This is a genomic window from Microbulbifer sp. MCCC 1A16149, assembly GCF_050368945.1.
In the GTDB taxonomy this organism is placed as follows: domain Bacteria; phylum Pseudomonadota; class Gammaproteobacteria; order Pseudomonadales; family Cellvibrionaceae; genus Microbulbifer.
Genome location: NZ_CP185959.1, coordinates 2,034,607 through 2,051,884, shown reverse-complemented (window position 1 = coordinate 2,051,884; position 17,278 = coordinate 2,034,607). Strand labels below are relative to the sequence as shown.

Here is a 17,278-nt window from a genome sequence, read left to right as displayed (position 1 = left end):
GAAGAGGTGTCCTCCACCGGATTATCGTGATCTCGAAGTAGCCCGACACTTTCCGATCAAACCTCAATAAGTTCCTTACTGAAGTTATTGAGAATTTCGATGCCGTCATCGCCGATCAGTACGTCATCTTCAATGCGCACACCGCCCCAGCCTGGAATGTAGATGCCAGGTTCTACCGTCACCACAAATCCCGCTTCCATCAATGTATCTTCGCCCGCCGCGAGATAAGGTTTTTCATGGGTCTCAAGACCCAGTGCGTGACCAAGTCCCTCACCGGCGAAGCGGGCATATTCCGATTGCGACAGAAATTCACTTACCGCTTGCGCGGGGTGCGAGCAGGGTTGCCCGGTCGAGAGGTGATCAAGGCCGATCTGCTGGGCTTCGCGTACCAGCGCATAGACCTTGCGCTGCTCCGGGTCGGCACTACCCATTACGATACTGCGGGTCATATCCGAGCGATAACCATCGATGACCGCGCCAAAATCGATGGTGATCAGGTCTCCACGTTCGATAATCCTCTCGCTGGGCATACCGTGAGGACGCGAACTGCGGGGCCCCGAGGCAAAAATGGTTGGGAAGGCGAGCCCCTCTGATCCCTGCCTTAACAATGCATACTCGAGTTCGATGGCCGCTTCCCGCTCGCTCATTCCGGGCTGCAGTATCGTGAGCAGCCGCTCAAGAGCCTGGTCACCTACTTGCGCGGCGCGGCGCATGGATTCGATTTCTACGTTTTCTTTGATACGGCGCAGCTGCTCGACCAGTCCGGAAACGGCAGTAGTGCACTGGAGGGTTCGTGAGAGGGCGTCTGCGATCAATTGCCAGGCACTGCAGGTAAAGTGATCCTGCTCGTACCCAAGCTTGTGGACGCCCCCTTTACCGGCGAGTCGACAGATGGTTTGGCCAAGTGACTCACGCGCCCGGTCGCGCACGATGACTTCGGTATCCGGGGTGCATTGCTCAGAGGCCTGTTCACCGAACCGGTAATCGGTGATCAGGAATTGTTGCTCGCGCGTGATTAGCAGCAGGGCGACATTCTGTTCGTCGCTGGCAAAGCCACTTAAATAGCGGATATTGGGCATGCTGGCTACAAGCAGGCCGTCCAGGCCGCGTTGGTGGATGGATTTTCTGGCGATATCTGTACGAGTCATGGGGTTTCTTCGCGTCTGTCTTGGTTTTGGCGTTGAATGGAAAACTGGCGGTGGTAGCAGAGCAGGCCGACTGCGGTTATCGACGCAAGGACTGCAAAACATCCCCACATCAGGTCAGGTCTTCCCATGGTCTTGGCAAGAGTCCCGTAACCCCACCCGGACATCAATCCGGCGAGCAGAAAGCCCAGTGCCATGGATAGAAAGTAGTAGCCCATAAACAGCGCGGCCTGGGCGCTGGGCATGGACTCTGCGACATACTCCTGGCTTTTCGGTGATGCGAGCATTTCGCCGACGGAAAAGGCCACCACCGCGGTGACTACACCCAATCCACCCCAGATGGGACCAAAGCCAATCCACAGAAAGCTGGCGGCTACGGTAATGGTTCCCATGACCAGCACTCTGAGAGCGGGCAAGCTCTGGCACCAGGTGCTCACCGCGATCTGTAACAGGAGTATGCTGCCAAAGTTAAATGCGGTAATGAATTCCGGGCTCACTTGTGTGCCGTCTTCCGATGCAATCGCACCGGCGACATTGGGGCTGAAACTGGCTACGGTTTCGAGTAAGGGAGCAGTATCGACAAAGTCGCGTATATACAGGGGCAGTGTCAGAAATAGCTGGTTATAGCAGGCCCAGAAGCCGGCCATAATCAACAGGTAAATTACAAACGGCCGGTTTTTCATTACCCGGGCGATATCCGTCACGATCGAGACGGGATTTTTAGCGCTCGATCCGGGGGTAGTGGCTACCGGCTCCCTATAGGCAAGAAGTAATAGGAAATTGACCGCGATCCAGGCGGAGGCAAGGGTAAACACCCAGTCCCAGCTGATGGCCTTGATCACCCCGGCAATTAAAGGGCCCACAAAGCCCCCCACATTCACCATGGTATAGAAAATACCGAAGCCTATTCCCCGGTTCTGATCATTGGTGGTTCGGCTCACTGTCGCCACCACCAGAGGTTTGAATATTGCCGCACCGATGGCCACTAACAGCAGTACCGTAAAGAAGGCGCCGTAACTACTGACCTGGCCAAGCAGGTAGTAGCTCGGTGTCATGATGGCAAAGGCGATAAAGAACATCTTCCTGTACCCGTAGCGGTCCCCCAGCGCCCCGGTGAATACCGGTAACAGATACAGCAGGAATGGAATGATGCCCTGAATGGTGCCCCGCTGGATATCAGAAAACCCAAGCCCACCAGACTCTACGCCAGAGCTCATATACAGCGAGGAAAGGGTGAAGAAACCATACCAGGCGAGCCGCTCAAAAATCTCCATGGCATTCGCCACGTAGAAACTGCGACCGAAACCGGCGCATCGGCTGCGGCTATCCTCGAGTGTCTCCGACACCTCTGTTGCTGATGCTGTCGGTCTTGCGGTGTCTAACTGTACCAGTGTCGATCGGCCCATGCTGGTGCCCCCTGTCTGTCGCTGACTCGTTATTCTCGTTTGTTGTCATTGTACACAAGATATGTTTAAGTTGATATTGCGTACAAAAATATTTTGGGCGCAATAATAAATATCGAGAATAAACCGAGGGTTATAGAGACTATGGAAATCAAAAAAGGACTACTGGCGCTCGCCATTAGCGCCACCTTGGGCAGTACCGCCGTATTGGCGGCGGATACTTCAGGGGGGACCCTGAAGGGGCAGGTAATCAGTGCGCGCGGTGAGGTATTGGCCGGCGCTGAAATTACTGTGACGCACATCGGCAAGGGATTTACACGCACGGTCACCAGTAACGCAAAGGGTGAATACAACCTGCGCAATTTGCCAGTGGGCGAGTACACCCTGCGTTTTGAAAAAGAGGGTTACGACACAGCGAGCACGCCAGAGGTGCTGGTGCGGGTGGGGCAGGCCGTTGTCTACGACGGGACACTGGCCGAACCCGGGGAAGTGCTGGAAATCGTTGAAGTGACCGGCAGCATGCGGCGTCCGGTCGATACCGGCTCCTCCACCGCGGGTGTCGTCATCACCCAGGAGAAGCTGGAACTGCTACCGGTCAATACCGGATTTGAAGCGATGGCGCAGCTTGCACCGGGTGTTGTGAGTGCCGGTGGTAGCAGTTTCAACGGTGCTTCCAGCTTCGGCGGTGCGTCCTCTGCGGAGAATGGCTATTACCTGAATGGATTGAATGTATCCAATATAAAAACCGGGCTTGGTTCCATTGCCCTGCCGTGGGAGGCCATCAGCCAGACCCAGGTCAAGACCGGGGCGATCGACCCGGAATTCGGCGGTGCCCTGGGAGGGATCATCAATGCGGTCTCGAAGTCTGGTAACAACGAATTCAATTTCGGCTCACAGCTGCGTATGGACCCGGATGGATTGCGCAGCCAGCACAGTTCGGTGCGCAATGCGGCCGGGGAGTACACCCTCAATACCGAGCAGAGCGAGATGGATTTCCACGAGGCGCAGGTGTGGGCAAGTGGCCCGATTGTTCCCGATAAAGCGTTCTTCTATGCCTTGTACAGCCCGCGCAAAACGGACGATCAATGGGCGAGCGGCTCCAGCTTTTACGATCGCACTCGGGAGGAAGACCGTTGGTTGGTAAAGCTGGACTGGTTTATCAACGAAGACCATGCAGTGGACTTCACCGCTATCAATAATGAAGAAAATGGTGAATACCAAAGCTTTTCCTATACTCCGGACCAAAATCAGGTCGGCGATTATCTCGGTGAAACCAAAAGTCGAGAGGGTGGCCAGGTATACGGGATGCACTACAACGGTCGCCTGACCGATGCACTTACCGTGGACCTGACCGCTGGCCGCACCCAGGAGACGGTATACAACTCTGCCCTGAACAACTTGCCTTCCGTGTACGATTGTCGCGCCACCTGTGTCAGTTTCAGTAACCACAGTGATTCCACGATTTACGACGAGGACTATATCCGCGATCAGGTACGTCTGGATTTGAGTTATGACCTGCTGGATCACGCCATCAAGGTGGGCGTGGATCACAGTACCGTGGATGTGTTCTATCAGGAAAACCAGAACGGCGAGGGCGACGCCCGCGGCTGGTGGCAACAGCGTCTCGCCACGGACAACGATCCCTCTCTACAGCCGCAGGGCACGAGTCTCGTTCAGCGCCGGATTCGCGTACGCGGTACCGACTCAACGGTAAGTGCAACAGCGCTCTACCTGCAGGATTCGTGGACGGTCACCGATGATTTCACCCTGAACCTCGGTGCCCGCTACGAGCAATTTGAAAATACCGTAACCGGTGGTGAGGCCTTCGTGAAAAATGAAGGTATCTCGCCGCGAATCCAGGCAATCTGGGACTTTAACGGGGACGGTAACAGCAAGGCGTTTGCCACTTACGGGCGCTACTACCAGCCCGTTTCCGCCAACATGAACATCACTCAGGGTTCATACTCCCGCGAGACGTTTGATTATTACGAACCGGGTACCACAGACACCGGCGGCCGGGTCGCGTTGAACGAAGACGGCTCACCTAGCCGTGGTGAGCTGCTGCATAGCTACGTGCGTCAGCAGGGTATTGTGGAGCCGGAACTGATTGCCAGCGGTAATCTCGAAGGTATGTACTCTGACGAGTTCACCCTCGGTATGGAAACACTGGTGCTGGACGGTATGGTGCTTGGTGTTCGCGGTGTATACCGGGATCTCAAGCGATCGGTGGAAGACTCGGATATTGGCCCGGTACTGAGCAATTACCTGGAAGCCAATGGTATCGAGGATAATGTTGGCCAGAGCAGCTATTACGTACTGCTCAATCCCGGTGAAGACGTCAATATCCGCTATGACTTTGACGGTGATGGACAGCCAGACAGCGTGAGCCTTTCTGCCGAAGAGCTGGCACTGCCCAAGGCGTCGCGACGGTACCTGGCTCTCGAGACATCCCTGCGTGGCCAGGTTACCGACCAGCTGTTCCTGGATGCCTCCTATACGTGGTCGCACAGTTACGGCAATACGGAAGGACTGGTACGGACTGACAACAACCAGGCGGATCCGGGTTGGACCACATCTTATGATTACGCGGACCTGATGGACCACGGATACGGCGATCTTCCCAATGACCATCGCCACGCTTTCAAACTGAATGGCTACTACGATCTCAGTGATGACCTGACCTTTGGCTTTGTTACCTCACTGGTTTCCGGGCGGCCGCAGAACTATTTCAGTATTCATCCAGCAGGCGTGGATAGCTGTGCTGAGGGCAGTCCCTGGAGCGACTGCATCAGTCAGTACTACGGGGAAGCTTCATTCTATGACGAAAATGGAAACCCGGCACCGCGTGGCTCGGCCGGTAACCTGCCCTGGAGCAAGCAACTGGATCTGTCCCTTGCCTATCGTATGCCATTGTTTGATGGAGACCTCTTGCTCAAGGGCACCATCTACAATGCGCTGAATGACGATGCACCGTTGGATGTCAACGAGATCCGCTCGGTACAGGGCACCAATGGGCTGGAAACCAATCCGGACTATGGACTGACTGAAATGAGAAGCCGCGCGCGCTACTTCAGTCTGGTGGCCCGCTATGATTTCTGATTAAGCCATTGACCTGGCCCACTCAAAAGGTAGGGCCGCAGAAAACACAAAATCCCGGCCACAAGCCGGGATTTTTTATGCCCGCGGTTTGTGTCACCAAGCAGGGAGTGACAATCAGCGGGCAAAAAAAAGCGCCGCAGAGCGGCGCATAAGCAGAGAGGTCCAACGTTCTCTGTAAGAAAGCCCCTCGGGGCAAGTACCTGTGAGTACGATCGAGTACTACTTAGTAAGACGACGGGCCGTGGTGAATACGTTTAATGCCTCAGAACTTGAGCTGGGCCCCCGCATACAAGGTGCGTCCCAGCAGCGAATAGTTGGCTGAACCATAGGATGTGTAGGGATGGTCGGTCCAACGCTCATCGCTCAGGTTGTTGACGCCCAGGTACAGCTGCGTCGATTCCACAATCTGGTATCCCGCCCACAGATTGAAGTAGAGGGAGTCTTTTACTTCACTGCTTTCGTAGCGCTCTGCGCGGCCATCCAGGTCAATAGGCCCACCCTGGGTAAACTTGGTGGTCAGGCTCACCGACAGATCATTCAGGTAGTAGCTGGTGCGAAGATCCGCTTTCCATTTGGGCACGCCAAACTCGCCGAGATAGTCCGTGGTTTCCAGCTCCCCGGTAAGGTTGTTGGTGGCAGAATAGGAACTCTCCAGCTGTCGCGTAGTGACGAGGTTAAACCGCATATCGCCGGGCAGATTGAACGCGTCCACCAGGCTGAACTGGTAATCCGCTTCAATATCCACACCGGTGCGGCGTGAGCCATCCGCATTGATATAGGTATCGCGTACGGACTCGACATCGCCGCTTGCGGCGCGCACAACCTGGGTACAGAAATCGTTGTTAACACTTTCCGAATCCACGCACAGCGCCAGGGTGTTGCTCGCTCCAAAGCGCACGATCATGTCGGTCAGATCGATATCGTAGTAGTCGATTGAAATATTGAGGCCGTCGATGGACGACGGCGTGAATACAAAGCCCGCGGTAAAGGTCGTCGCATCTTCTTCCTTGAGATCCTGGTTGCCCTCAGAAATTACCCGGCCACGCTGGCCCTTGAGGTTGGAGTCCCAGCCGGCATCGATACCCAATGCGGCGCAGTTGGCGGCGCGGCGACCGTCGGCGGGGCCGCCATCAATTTCATCGGCATCACAAGGGTCGGTCAGGTCGGTATAGCCGATACTGGTACCGAGGTACATTTCGCCTAGTTGCGGGGCGCGCACGGCTTTGGAGTACACAGTACGGAAACGCAGGCTGTCGTTGATCGCCCAGTTAAGCCCGGTTTTCCAGCTGGTAAAGTTGGCGGCTTCGGTGGAGTACTCTGCACCGCGAACTGCGGCTTCAAACTCCAGGCTCTGCATGAGTGGCAAATCGGCGAGTAGCGGAACCAGCAGTTCCCCGTAGGCTTCATGAACCGTGCGGCTCACGTCATCAATGGCGGTTTGCTGGGAGCTCAGTACGCCGGATTTCCACAGCTCGGAAGGCTGGTAGTCGAGGCTTTCGTAGCGAGATTCAAAGCCTGCACCGAATTTCGCAAACCCCGCCGGCAATTCGAGCAGATCCCCCGTCAGGTTTGCAGCGAATGCATGCTGCGCCACATCCGTATTGGTGGTATGGGTGGCCATGACGTAGTCATGTACAGCGTCAGACGAAGGCGTAAATGGTGAGAAGTCCGGGCAAGTTCCGTCCTCTACACAGGGCCCGATCAGGGTGAAATTACTGCTGTCTAAACGGTCGTAACGCAGGCTATTACCCTGGGTGAGCTGGGAGTCCGTCATGCCGGTATTGAAGTAGGTGTCCCATTTCCAGCCATTTTTAAACTCGCCTTCGAGGGTTGCGCTGACCGCGACATATTCCCGCTCGGTGGTATGCCAGCGGGGGCCGGCATTGGAGAAGGTATAAGGCAGTAAAAGCCAGTTGTCGCCGTAGTCGGACAATACCTGCTGCACACCGGTGGGGATGGCGATGCCGTTTGACTCAAGATCTTCAACTGTGGTCCAGGTACCCCAGATAAAATCGGGATCGATTTCATCGTAAGACTCGGTCTTCGAGTACATAAGATCCGCTGAGAAGCGCGTAGTGTCGGTCAGGTCATAGGTGACGCGACTGTAGCCATTCAAGCGCTCGAACGGGCTGCGGGCAAAGTTGTACGCGTTGGGATCGTAACCACTGCCGTCGGTTGCCATCCATCCCTGGGAAAGGGCAGACGCTGGTGTCCTCAGTTGCGCCTGATCACCATTCAGCTGGTACCAGTCGCTTTCGCCGTATTCCGGATTCCATACACCAAAAGCATTTCCGGTGATATTGAAGTCCGGGTAGGTGATGTTGTTGTGGATGATGAAATCCGGGATACCATCTTCCGGGCCCGTGTTTTCCGGGTTGGGAATATAGCGTGTGCGGCCGGCAGCACTTTCGCGATCGCGATAGTAGAGGGGCTTCTGTTCGAAGTAGTCCAGGGATAACGCGAAATTACCGCGGTTGTCTGCAAAGTTTTCGCCGAAGGTGAAAGTGAGGGATCCGTTGTCCGCGCCACCTTCTTCGGTGGTGCCCAGCTGGGTCCGCACGGAAACACCCTCATAGTTGTCTTTGAGGATGAAGTTCACCACACCCGCGACCGCATCGGCCCCGTAAACAGCGGATGCGCCACCGGTCAGCACCTCGATTCGCTCCACCAGTTCCGCGGGAATCATGCCAATTTCGGTGACCATGGTGTTGTTGTCACTGGTGATCTGCACCGGACGATGGCCGTTTACCAGCGACAGGGTTCGTTTTACGCCGAGGTCCCGCATATCCAGCGCATTGAGGCCGGAGTTACCAAAGGAATAACTGCCACTGGTGGCATCGTAACCGGAACCAAACTGAGGCATGGTCGAGAGCACCTCGTTCAGGTTCAGCTCACCGGTCATCTGAATGGCTTCTTTATCGATCACCGATGTAGGCGATGGCGTATCAAAAGTGGAGCGCTGAATTCTCGATCCAGTCACCACCAGTTCCTCGACCAGCGCTGCATCCCCGACATTGTTGTCGGCATTGTCGTTCGCGGCGGATTGCGACAGGGCGGAATGACTGGCGGTCGCCGCAATGGCGATGGCCAGCAGTTTCTTGGAGGTCTGCATTTGCTGTTCCCCTTGTAGTGTTATGTTTTATTTTGTGTGCAAGAGCACATTAACACTAACTAAATGTGCTTTTGTGTGCAATAGGTTTTTATCTGCGGCGTGCAGCTGGCAGTGTGACAGTAGGGCTGGAGCGAGGCTTATCGTTGAGTAGATGCTGCGGAAAATTTGGCGGGTGGACGGGTGGAGGGAGACTGCCGCAGGCGGTTGCCTGCGGCGTGAACTTGCTGTGATCTCATCCGAGGTGGCGGTGTTGTTCTCCGGCGGAGAGCTCCAGCGGCTGGAGATAGTCGCGATACAGGTAGCGGTATAGCCGGCGCGGTAACTTCTCCGGCTCAGCGGCCGTTGTTTCTGTACTCGCTCTTTGTGTTAGCCAGTCGGCAAAGGCCGGTTGCAGGGTATCTGCGAGTTTTTCGAGCTCCGCCGTATAGCCTTCGAAATCGTCAGCGCGCAGGTGGTCGGCCAGGCGTGACAAGTGGCTTCGGTCCTGTTGGTACAGGAACTGGATGGCGAGGTAGCTCCAGGAGTAAACCCGGGTAGAACCGTCATCATAGGTAGTGGCAAAGATATCGGCGAGGCTCGGGTATTCCGATGGACGGCTCTTGTTCAGGTCCCGCTGGGCGCTGTCGTAGTCCTCTCCCTGTGCAATATAGTTTGCCAGTCCCTCCGACCACCAGACCATGTGACTGGGGAAATGCCCGAAGCCGCCCCGTTTGTTGAATCGGCCATCCAGGTAGTGCACGTACTCATGCTCCAGATTCCAGATGGTGAAATCCGGGTCCTTCCAGAAGGCCTCGAACGCGATGAAGCGCGCCTGATTACCCGGCTCCTCCGGCGTGCCTTCCAGATACATACCGCCATTGTTGGTGTTGATATCGAATAGCAGCGAGGCGTACTGGTTGTATTGACTGTAATTGTCGAACACTACCACCTCGAGCTTGTTATTGTGATCCTCGGCTACGGGTTGCCCGTCACTCGCCAGCTTGAAGTGGAAGTCCTGTTCCTGTGCGAGCATCTTTTCACAGGCGCTGAGCAGCGCGGCATCGCCCATGCTGTTGGCTCTGATTGCCAAAGATTCCGAGCAATCGTGGGTAATCGGCAGCGCGATAGATTCATCCGGCAAGGCACAGCGCCCGGGAAATTCCTCCTCACAGGCACTTTTTCCGCGAAACGATGTGACCAGAAATGGCCGGGTATACAGTGCTTGTTGCTGTGCCTGGCTCAAGCCAGTGAGGTCTCTGGAAAGTAACCGCCACACAGTTTCGTCCAGAAGTTTGCCCTGTTCTTCGTCCATCAGTAGCTGCAGATTACCCAGTGCCCACAAAGTGTGATGGAGCGGCCAGCTGCGCTCATCGGTGAATCCATTATCACTGCGAGAAAACTCGAGCAGCGTGCTTTCCAGGCGCTTGTGATCTAAAAGGGTGTCCGCAATCATTTGGTTGCTGCGTGCTTGGTAGCCAAGAAAACCAACTGCACGGAGACTCTCCCAAAGGGCATATTGTTTGGGTGCGGATAGATCGCCGCTCTGGTATCGCTCAAGAACCGCGAGAAGCGTATCCATATGGGGTTGTAATCGGGCGGCCAGAGGATCCCTGTCGTAAAAGCGGAAGAGGGTGACGGCGAAGTGCTCCTGCAAGCGTGCCGCTTGGTCGTTGTCTGCGCTGAAGGCCCGGTGTTCACGGAGTCTGGTAATTACCGTATCCAGGGTCAGCCACTGTATATGGTCAATGGGTTCGTATGGCCCGAAGTAGCTATAGGCGCGCAAAAAATACAACAGCCGGTCCACCTCGCCGAGGTCGGGATTCGATGTGGAGAGTAATTGGCCGAGTTGTTCAATGGATCTGTGAAAATGTTCGGGCGTATGGATATTACCCGTTTGCCACAGTTGACTGTCGGGGGAGAGTATCTGGGCAACTTCGTCATTCGTGCCCTGCTTGAGGCTGCAGGCACTGATGATTACCGCCACGATGGCGGAGAGTAAAGTGAACCTTGTAGGTAGAGAATTTAAGGAATACATCAAGCGCGATTCTCCAAGCTCTTTTAATAATTTCTTGTCGAAGAATTAAAGGCGGCAATCCCGGCACCTGGCCGGGATTGACTACCTGTTTGCGAGTGGTTAATTGGCGATCAGCTGGATGCCGACGTTGCTGTATGGCTCAGTGGCAACGACCGATATGTAGTACCAGCCGGAGTCCGGTGCGTTCACGGTCAGTGTTTCTTCGTTACCAGTATTGGTAGCGCGCTGATCGTAATCGGACTCGGTGGCCCAGGTAGCATCGTTCAGATACAGGTCAGCATTACCCTGGCCGCCGAAGAGTTTCACGGTGAGGCTGCTGGTTCCTTCCGGAATGTAGGTGTAGTAATAGTTGAGGCTGCTGCTGTCGGACAGGCAAGTGCTGCTTCCCAGTTCCAGGCTTCCGTAGGATACCGGCGTGCCACTGCAGGAAAGGGTACTGCCAGTGATGAAACTCGGCAGCAGGCTGACGCCGCTAAATGCCTGGTAGGCTTTCACTCTGACGTACCAGCGACCCTGTTGCGGGTTTTCGATGTCACAAACTTCCGTATTGCCACCGATATAGGGACGACATGCGTACTCGGTGTCGGTGGCTTCACTACCGTAGCGCAGGTACAGGTCCGCATCGCCAATGCCGCCACTGATGGCTACACTCAGGCTCTCTGTATTTGCCGGGACATCAATGTAGTAGTGCAGGTCATCTCCGGCGGTTGCAATGGAGATTCCGCTCACTTCCACATTATTGGAAAGGGCAGTAGGTGTACCGTCACCGCCGTTATCGCCGCCGTCGTCGCCACCGCCGTCTGTGGTACTTTCCACCTGTTGCAGCCAGCTCTGCCACTCGGTGTCGTAAGTGGTGCCGATATTGTTGACGTAGTTGAGGTAGGCGTCGTAGTCACCTGCGCGCAGGTATGCCAACAGCTGGACGACTTCGCTGTGGTGCTTTTCGAACATGAAGCGCACCGCCAGGTAGCCCCAGCGGTATACGCGATCCTGGCCACTGCTGTAGGTGTTGGCAAAGATTTCGCTCAGGTTGAATTCCCCGGTGCGGGCGAGATCTATCGCGGTATCGTTGAAATCCTGCTTGGAAACATATTCTGCAAGTCCCTCAATCCACCACACGGTCTTGTGGGTGCCGGTACGCGCATCGCCGAAACCACCGTACAGGTTAAAGCGGCCATCCAGGTAGTGCACATACTCGTGGGTCAGGTTCCAGACTTCAAAATCCGGACGTAACCAATCCGCTTCATGGGCAATGAATCGCGCCTGATTATCAGCACTTGATGGATCACCTTCCAGGTACATACCGCCATTATTGGTGTCGATACCATAGAACAATGACGCGTAGGTGTTGTACTCGTCCCAATCGTCGAATACGACCACTTCCAGATCGGTATTCAGGTCATCCGCGACCGGGTTGTAGTTGGTCGCGAGCAGTTGGTGGAAGTAGGTTTCCTGATCTGCCAGCTGTGAGCAGGAGTCCGACATTTCGGTGCTGCTCATATCCTGCGCGTGGATACGCAGGCTACTGCTGCACGTGTGTCGGTCAGCCAGTACCTGTTGTTCCAGGTCTTCGGCAAATCCGCAGATACCGAAATCATTACAGTCGCCGTAGTATTCGGCATTTCCGGCCGTCGCAATCCACACACTTTTTCCAGTGCCGGTCATACTGTAGCGGTCCAGTACCTGCTGTACCTGGTTTTGAACCGTGGAGTACGCAGGCGCCGTTTCATGTTGCAGAAATCTCGCCAGTTCTCGCCCGGCGTTTTCCTGCATGAACAGGGCCGAGGAATCCAGCATCCAGTCAGTGCGGGCGAATACGCCCAGCGACTGCATCAGCTGGGTGTCGCTGCCCGCGGTATCGACAAATTCCTGGATGTAGTGACCGCGAAACAGAACCGTGAAAATGCCATTGACTGCCGCACGCATACTGCTGAAGGAACCGGCATTCTGATTCCAGCTCTGTAGCCAGTTTTTTACCACCGGGAGATACCGCGTATTTTCGCCTGCACTGTCGATCAGTACGATGGCATCGCGGATCGCTTCCCCATGACTACTGGATACACTGTAAAAATCCGGATTTCCGGTAAAACTGTCCAGTGCGCCCACAACCGAGCTCTGCACGGCGGAGTCGAAGCTCACATTGTCCGGGTAGTAGTACTCGATGTAATAGCCGGTGCGCAGAAAATAGAACAGCTTGTTGACACTGCTGTCCCCGGCTGAGGCGACGTAATCTCCGGCCATTTGTGAGGCGGCATTGGCCACGGTGATCATTTTTTGCGGAGTGAAACTCGCGAAACTATTGCTGTCACCGTCATACAGATCGTTGATACAGCTGGTTTCTGAGTTGAGGATATGATCCACCAGCCCCTGACCGCTGTTTTGCGCATAGCCGGTTACATCACAGGTGGCGAGTGGTTCGGCCATGGTGCTTATGGAGAGCGTTTGGGTACTCAACTGCTGTGGTGTCGCAGTGGAAGTAGGGGGTTGATAGCGGGGTTCCACCGGCGCGGTTACCGGTGAATTGCTTATTGGCGTACTGTGTTGCTGTGCGCTATTTGTGCTTTGTAGTGTCGGAGTTGCAGGTTGCGGTGCGGCGTGCACTTGCGATGCGGTTACCAGTAGTAAACCGGTTAGGCCGGTAACTATCGAGTTTACCGATACCTTCTTTAGGTTCGTGATCATTGTTGTCTCTTCTTTATTCTTTGCATGTGTTCAGGTCAGGATGGTGGGCGTAGCAGGTCACCCATCCGGCTGATGTCGGGCCGATGGCTCACATTGCCCGTTGTGGTTATGTTGTGGGTTGCCTCCTATGTTTTATTGAGTGCAAAAACATAATATTGCACGCAATAAATTTATGGTAGTGCGTCACGCTGTGACAATTTGGCGTCGCCCAAATGCTCTTTTGAGAGGAAAACTCGAACTGTGGCGCAAACCGAGGTTGAAAAGTGACCAATCAGGGGGTGACCGACTAGAGTCAATGTATGAGGCGGGAGTGCGTAATATTGTGTGTCGGGTGAGAGCGCCCGGTCCCGGAGACTCGATGCAATGTGAATAAACGCACGGTTTTAGTCATTCATCGGGTGTGATTGGACGCAAAGTCCTGCCGCAAGCTGTGGAATTACTTTTCCAAGCTAGGGGAATTGCCTATCATTCATGAATGGATAGTCAATTTCAGTCTCCAAATTCACGGACAGCTAAGGTCGGAAGTATGGATAAGGCAAAAGAGAAGGTTCAGCGATTTCGCGCGCGGGAGCAGCGTATCCTGGATGCGGCACTGGAGCTGCTCTTGGAACACGGTGAAGAGAAGGTCACCGTTGAGCAGATCGCCGAGCGGGTAGACATCGGCAAGGGGACCATTTACAAGCATTTCATCTCCAAGACGGAGATCTACATGCGCCTGCTGATGGACTATGAGAAATCTCTGACTGAGCGCCTGAAAAGCGCCGTCGCGACCGCAGAGCAGGGCGATATTACGGCGCCGGCTCGAGCCTACTTTGAGTCCCGTATGGCGGACCCCGCCCGGGATCGACTGTTCCAGCGACTGGAAGAGAAGATTATTGCGCTCAACCTGGCGCCGGAAATGATCGCCGAGCTACACGCCCTGCGTAACTCCAACGCTTCCGCGCTTAACCGCGTGTTCGAGCGCCGTATGGAGCAGGGGGTACTGAAAAAAGTGCCCGCCTACTATTACTACTCCACCTACTGGGCATTGGTTCAGGGCGCTGTTGAGCTGTACCACTCCAAGTCTTTCGCCGACGTGATCGAGGATCGCGAAGGCCTGATGGAGTTCATCATGGATGTCGGTGTGCACATTGGCGACATCTCTGGACGCCGCGGCGTTGGTCAGTCCCAGGCCGAGCCACAGGCCCAGACACCTTCTGCAACACCGGGTAGTAGCTTTGGCTGAACCGCTTTTCCAGCAACTTGAAAAGCTGCAGCAGGAGTTCCGTGGCCACCCGCCCGTGGCGCAATGGAACCCTGATTTGTGCGGCGATATGGACCTCGTGATCCAGGCCGATGGCCACTGGATTCACGAGGGCTCAGAAATCAAGCGCCATCCGCTGGTGAAACTCTTTGCCAGTATTCTCAAGCGAGAGGGGCGTCATTACTATCTGGTAACACCGGTGGAAAAATGGCGTATCCGTGTAGAAGATGTCCCTTTCCTTGTGACCCAGGCGGCGCGGGAAGGGGATCAGGTTTTGCTGACCACCAATACCGGCGATGTCGTTCCCCTCGATAAATCCCACCCTTTAATACTCAAGCCATTCGGCGATCCACCGCTGCCTATCCCCTATATTGAGGTGCGCGCAGGGCTTGAAGGCCGGATGTCTCGCGATGTCTACTACCAGCTCATTGATTGGGCTGAGCCACGTGAGCCTCAAGAGCCGCCAGCCAGGTTGTGTCAGCTCTGGTTGAAAAGTAATGGTGAAGAATTTTTACTCGGCGAGTACTGATCTGGTTGATTATTGACCGCCGCGGAGATCGGTTCAATAATTAACCAGCGACTGATTTTTCCTGTCCATTATGTTCTTGTTCCCCTCCCTAAATTTCTGTTCTCGCTTTGTTATTTTCCCGGTTTAGGGATCTCCCTGAAATATTGTTGAAGCAATATAGAAACGCAATCGACATAAAAAATTCACAATGAAATATTTTTGAATTAATTCGCTAAATTTCTTGTCTGCGTCTTTCATTCGTAACATTTTCGCAACACTCCATTCCTAGACTCCCCCTCGTCCAAATTGCTTTGGCATTAAAAAAATATTCACGGATTAATTCACTTCATCCTTGTTAGGGGGATACATGAAACTTGTAACCAAGAAGCTGCTGCTTGCGGCTGCTATCACTGGTCTGCTGGCTGGCTGTGACAGCGGCGGCATCAACATTGCTCCGGTTAACGAAGATAACTCTGTAGATAACTCTACCGGCGGCGGCGACAACGGTGGTGTCGAAAACAATCCGTGTGCTTCTTACGAGAAAGCTGGCAGCGTGAAGCAGGGCGAATTTGATTCCGCTACTGGTAACTGTACTTATAGCGCTGCGTTTGTTGACTCAGGCAATCCGCTTACTGTCGATCTGGTTATCCCGGCTCTGGAAAACGGCGGTTCGCACATCTTTGAAGGCAGCCTGTTTGTCGGCAACAACTACGATGACGACACCACTATGGCTGCAGCGGGTATCGCCGAAGGCGGTGATGGCGCCAAACTGACTGTTCAGGCCGGTGCCACCGTAGCTTTCCCGAACAGCACCAAATTTATGGTCATCAACCGCGGCTCCCAGCTGTTCGCGGTGGGTACCGCTCAGGATCCGATCACTTTTACTTCTCTGTCTGACGTAGAAGGCACTGTAGGTCCTGAAGATGTACAGCAGTGGGGCGGCATGGTGATCAATGGCTTCGGCATCACCAACAAATGTGCCTATGACGCTGACCTGCAAACTTCCGAATGTCACGTACTGGCTGAAGGCGCTGCCGGTAAGGACCAGTCCAACTATGGTGGTGACAACAACAGCGATAGCTCCGGCCAGATGGAATACGTGCGTGTGAAGCACACCGGTGCGGAAGTGGCCAACGGTGACGAGCTGAACGGCATCACCTTCAGTGCAGTCGGTTCCGGTACCATGGTTAAAAACCTGCAGGTTTACTCCACTTACGATGACGGCATCGAAATGTTTGGTGGTGCAGTCAGCTTTGAAAACTATCTGGCCATGTACGTTCGTGATGACTCCATCGATATCGATGAAGGCTGGAGCGGCTCCATCACTAACGCCCTAGTTATTCAGAGTGCGACCGACGGTAACCACTGTATCGAGTCCGACGGTATCGGTTCTTACTCCACCGAAAATGCCAGCGACCTCGAGCGCAACAGCAACATTGTTGCGGCTGGCCTGAACAGCCGTCCTGTCATCGATGGTCTGACCTGCATCATCTCCACCCAGTCTGAAGGCACCCACGATCCGGGCGCTGGCTGGCGTTTCCGCGAAGGCATCTTCCCGATGATTACCAACTCCATGGTGATCGGCTCCTTCGCTGCGGATGAGAACGGCGTTGAAGGTAGCAACTACTGCCTGCGTGTAGAAAGTGACGAAACCGCCGCTGCACTGGAAGCCGGGGTTGATGCTGCGATCACTTCCAACATCTTTGCCTGTGCAGACAAAACCAAAGGCGGCCCCATCGGTGCTGACGATTTGGAAACCTGGGCGGTTGCCAACGGCAACGTATTTGCCAACGTTCCGGCCTCCGCCGCTCTGAACCCGACCGCCGCGGCCGATACCGGCTTCCAGGTACTGGAAGGCCCGCTGTCTGTCTTCTCTATCGACACTGGCAGCATGATGGTGAACGACGCTGCGGTAACTATCACTCCGGTTGAGCGCGCTTACCTGGGTGCACTGAGTGCCGGTGATACTGATTGGACGTCTGGCTGGACCTACGGTCTGCACGAAGGCAGTCGTGCTCAGGCTCTCTGGTTCGAGCAATAAAAGCTGAGTGTGGTCGGGGTGTGATGCCCCG

The 17,278-nt window shown here is 54.9% G+C and carries 9 protein-coding genes; 4 read left to right on the top strand and 5 right to left on the bottom strand.

The features are described from left to right. Positions 1 to 56: 56 nt before the first annotated feature. Positions 57 to 1,148, bottom strand: coding sequence for a M24 family metallopeptidase (locus ACONT6_RS08705; protein ID WP_428821320.1), 1,092 nt, complete (start codon positions 1,146 to 1,148; stop codon positions 57 to 59). Further along, on the bottom strand, positions 1,145 to 2,491 hold the full coding sequence (locus ACONT6_RS08700; protein WP_428821319.1) for an MFS transporter: 1,347 nt from the start codon (positions 2,489 to 2,491) through the stop codon (positions 1,145 to 1,147). Before ACONT6_RS08700 ends, ACONT6_RS08705 begins: the two co-directional genes overlap by 4 nt. 201 nt (positions 2,492 to 2,692) lie before the next feature. Here ACONT6_RS08700 and ACONT6_RS08695 point away from each other — a divergent pair, with 201 nt between their 5' ends. Beyond that, a complete protein-coding gene (locus ACONT6_RS08695; RefSeq protein WP_428821318.1) occupies positions 2,693 to 5,647 on the top strand; it encodes a TonB-dependent receptor in 2,955 nt (984 codons plus the stop codon). Between the two features lie 262 nt (positions 5,648 to 5,909). Here the strand turns inward: ACONT6_RS08695 and ACONT6_RS08690 are convergent, their stop codons facing one another. The 3 genes from ACONT6_RS08690 to ACONT6_RS08680 all read right to left on the bottom strand — a co-directional run bounded on the left by ACONT6_RS08690 (position 5,910) and on the right by ACONT6_RS08680 (position 13,455). After that, on the bottom strand, positions 5,910 to 8,759 hold the full coding sequence (locus ACONT6_RS08690; RefSeq protein ID WP_428821317.1) for a TonB-dependent receptor plug domain-containing protein: 2,850 nt from the start codon (positions 8,757 to 8,759) through the stop codon (positions 5,910 to 5,912). 232 nt (positions 8,760 to 8,991) lie between these two features. Next, a complete protein-coding gene (locus ACONT6_RS08685) occupies positions 8,992 to 10,773 on the bottom strand; it encodes a collagenase (RefSeq protein ID WP_428821316.1) in 1,782 nt (593 codons plus the stop codon). Positions 10,774 to 10,872: 99 nt separating this feature from the next. After that, positions 10,873 to 13,455 carry a collagenase gene (locus tag ACONT6_RS08680; protein ID WP_428821315.1) on the bottom strand — a complete coding sequence of 861 codons (2,583 nt, stop codon included), beginning with the start codon at positions 13,453 to 13,455 and terminating at the stop codon, positions 10,873 to 10,875. Between the two features lie 526 nt (positions 13,456 to 13,981). On the opposite strand from ACONT6_RS08680, the gene ACONT6_RS08675 reads away from it, so the two are divergent. The 3 genes from ACONT6_RS08675 to ACONT6_RS08665 all read left to right on the top strand — a co-directional run bounded on the left by ACONT6_RS08675 (position 13,982) and on the right by ACONT6_RS08665 (position 17,247). After that, positions 13,982 to 14,680, top strand: coding sequence for a TetR/AcrR family transcriptional regulator (locus ACONT6_RS08675; RefSeq protein ID WP_428821314.1), 699 nt, complete (start codon positions 13,982 to 13,984; stop codon positions 14,678 to 14,680). After that, a complete protein-coding gene (locus tag ACONT6_RS08670) occupies positions 14,673 to 15,227 on the top strand; it encodes a DUF1285 domain-containing protein (protein ID WP_428821313.1) in 555 nt (184 codons plus the stop codon). The genes ACONT6_RS08675 and ACONT6_RS08670 overlap by 8 nt, the downstream gene beginning before the upstream one ends. 346 nt (positions 15,228 to 15,573) lie before the next feature. Then, a complete protein-coding gene (locus tag ACONT6_RS08665; protein WP_428821312.1) occupies positions 15,574 to 17,247 on the top strand; it encodes a serine/threonine protein kinase in 1,674 nt (557 codons plus the stop codon). Positions 17,248 to 17,278: the final 31 nt, after the last annotated feature.